Genomic DNA, 2,547 nt, shown 5'->3' with positions numbered 1-2,547 from the left:
GCGTAGGTGAAGATTTCACCGTCGTCCATGGAGATCAGCACGCCGTTTTTACGGCCGCCGATTTCGCCCTTGTGCGCTTCGTAGCTGTCGAAGATGTTGGAAATCAGGCCGGAACCACGGGTCAAGTTCAGGAACTCGTTGGTAAAGCCGATCAGGCCACGCGCCGGGATGCGGTACTCAAGGCGCACGCGGCCACGGCCGTCCGGCTCCATGTTCACCAGCTCGCCCTTGCGCTCGCCCAGCGCCTGCATCACGCCGCCCTGGTGCTGGTCTTCGATGTCGGCGGTGACCAGCTCGATAGGCTCGTGCTTTTCACCGTTGACTTCCTTCATCACGACACGCGGCTTGGASACGGCCAKTTCRWARCCTTCGCGGCGCATGTTTTCCAGCAGGATGGTCAGGTGCARYTCGCCSCGGCCCATGACTTCAAARATACCTTCTTCGTCGGTTTCSYTGACGCGCAGGGCSACGTTGTGCTGCAGTTCCTTTTGCAGGCGGTCCCAGATCTGGCGGCTGGTGACGTACTTGCCTTCGCGGCCGGCCAGCGGGCTGGTGTTGACGCAGAAGTTCATGGTCAGGGTCGGTTCATCAACCTTGAGCATGGGCAGCGGCGCGGGGTTGGTCGGGTCCGTGATCGTCACGCCGATACCGATGTCGGTAATGCCGTTGATCAGCACGATTTCGCCCGGGCCGGCTTCTGTGGCCTGCACGCGTTCGAGGCCCTGGAAGGTCAGCACCTGGTTGACGCGGCCTTTGACGGCCTTGCCGTCCGGGCCTTCCATGACCACCACGTCCATCATGGGCCTGATCGTGCCCTGGCTGATGCGGCCGACGCCGATGCGGCCGACGAAGGTCGAAAAGTCGAGAGCGGAAATCTGCAGCTGCAGCGGCGCGGCAGGGTCGCCCTTTTGCGCAGGCACATGCTTCAGGATGGTGTTGAAGAGCGCCGACATGTCGGGGCCCCACTGCTCGTTCGGCGGGCCTTCTTCGAGCGAGGACCATCCGTTGATGCCGGAGGCGTACACCACCGGGAAATCGAGCTGCTCGTCGGTGGCGCCCAGCTTGTCGAACAGGTCGAAAGCGGCGTTGATGACCTTGTCGGGATTGGCGCCCGGTTTGTCGACCTTGTTGACCACCACGATAGGCTTGAGGCCCAGGGCCAGGGCCTTCTTGGTCACAAAACGCGTCTGGGGCATGGGGCCTTCCTGCGCATCGATCAGCAGCACCACACCGTCGACCATGGACAGCGCGCGCTCCACTTCACCGCCGAAGTCGGCGTGGCCCGGGGTGTCGACGATGTTGATGTGCGTGCCTTCCCAGGTCACGGCGCAGTTCTTGGCCAGGATGGTGATGCCGCGTTCTTTTTCGATGGCGTTGTTGTCCATCACGGTGTCGACCACTTTTTCGTGCTCGGCAAAGGTGCCGGACTGACGCAGCAGCTGGTCAACCATGGTGGTTTTGCCATGGTCAACGTGGGCGATGATGGCGATATTGCGGATTTGGTTATGGCTCATGGTTGGCTTTCAGGAAGACTCGAAACGGTACGGGTTAATGTTGGAAAGAAGAAGCCGCAACGCCTGTGGGCGCGGCAGCGAAATCGGGTGCGGAACGTTCGGCCGGCACGGTGGCCTTGGAGGCGGCTTGCAAAATGTCCTGTATTTCAATCGGGCTCAGCAAACGCTGCGGAATCAATTCGTCGGCCGTGACATGGGCCGAGCCCAGGAACGCCGGCGGCTCGGTGCCATAGACCTGCACCAGCGGCGCATCGGCGCCCCACTGCCCGGGTTCACCCCGGCGGCGCAAACCACTTAAAAACCGCCCTGCATTGTCGGCGTCCAATGTGACAGACGGGTACGCCGACACCAGCGACTGCGCCGGCAGCAGGCAGGCTTCGCGCTCGGGCTCGGTCATGGCTTCCAGGGCCGGCAAGGTCACGCACTGCTGCGCCGTGTAGCCGCCGGTCTCCAGCCGCCTGAGCGATCCGAGATGCGCACCGCAGCCAATGGCTTCGCCAATGTCTTCACCGAGCGTGCGGATATAGGTACCCTTGCTGCAGGTCACTATGATTTTGATAGCGGCTTGCGCACGGCTGTCCTGGGCCACAGCCATAGTCAGTTTGAAAATCGTGATGTGGCGGGCTTCCCGCTCCACCTCTTGCCCCTTGCGGGCGTATTCGTACAACGCCTTACCGTCTTTTTTGAGTGCCGAGTACATGGGCGGAACCTGTGCCTGCGGGCCGGTGAAACGGTCCGTCAGCGACTCCAGCAAGGCTGGTGTGATCTCGGGCACGGGCCGGGTTTCAATCACGTCGCCTTCGGCATCGGCCGTGGTGGTTTTCTGGCCCAGCAGCAGCACCGCTTCATATGTCTTGTCGGCGTCGAGCTGGATCTGGCTGAACTTGGTGGCCGCGCCAAAGCACAACGGCAATACGCCGGTGGCCAGCGGATCAAGCGTTCCGGTGTGGCCGGCCTTGTCGGCGCGCAGCAGCCATTTGGCCTTCTGCAAGGCCTGATTGCTCGACAGGCCCAGCGGCTTGTCGAGCAGCAG

At 62.3% G+C, this 2,547-nt stretch carries 2 protein-coding genes; both read right to left on the bottom strand.

Annotated features, from left to right (window positions below; all coding sequences use genetic code 11):
- Positions 1 to 1,514: GTP-binding protein TypA/BipA (locus AC1DWI_RS19500; protein WP_477725500.1), on the bottom strand; the 1,514-nt coding region annotated here is incomplete at its 3' end.
- A 34-nt stretch (positions 1,515 to 1,548) separates the two neighbouring features.
- Positions 1,549 to 2,547 (bottom strand): tRNA pseudouridine(55) synthase TruB (gene truB, locus AC1DWI_RS19495; RefSeq protein ID WP_477725499.1); only part of this gene is annotated, 999 nt, incomplete at its 5' end.

It is taken from the genome of Polaromonas sp. P3_C2 (assembly GCF_056402675.1).
This window is presented reverse-complemented; position numbering and strand designations above follow the sequence as displayed.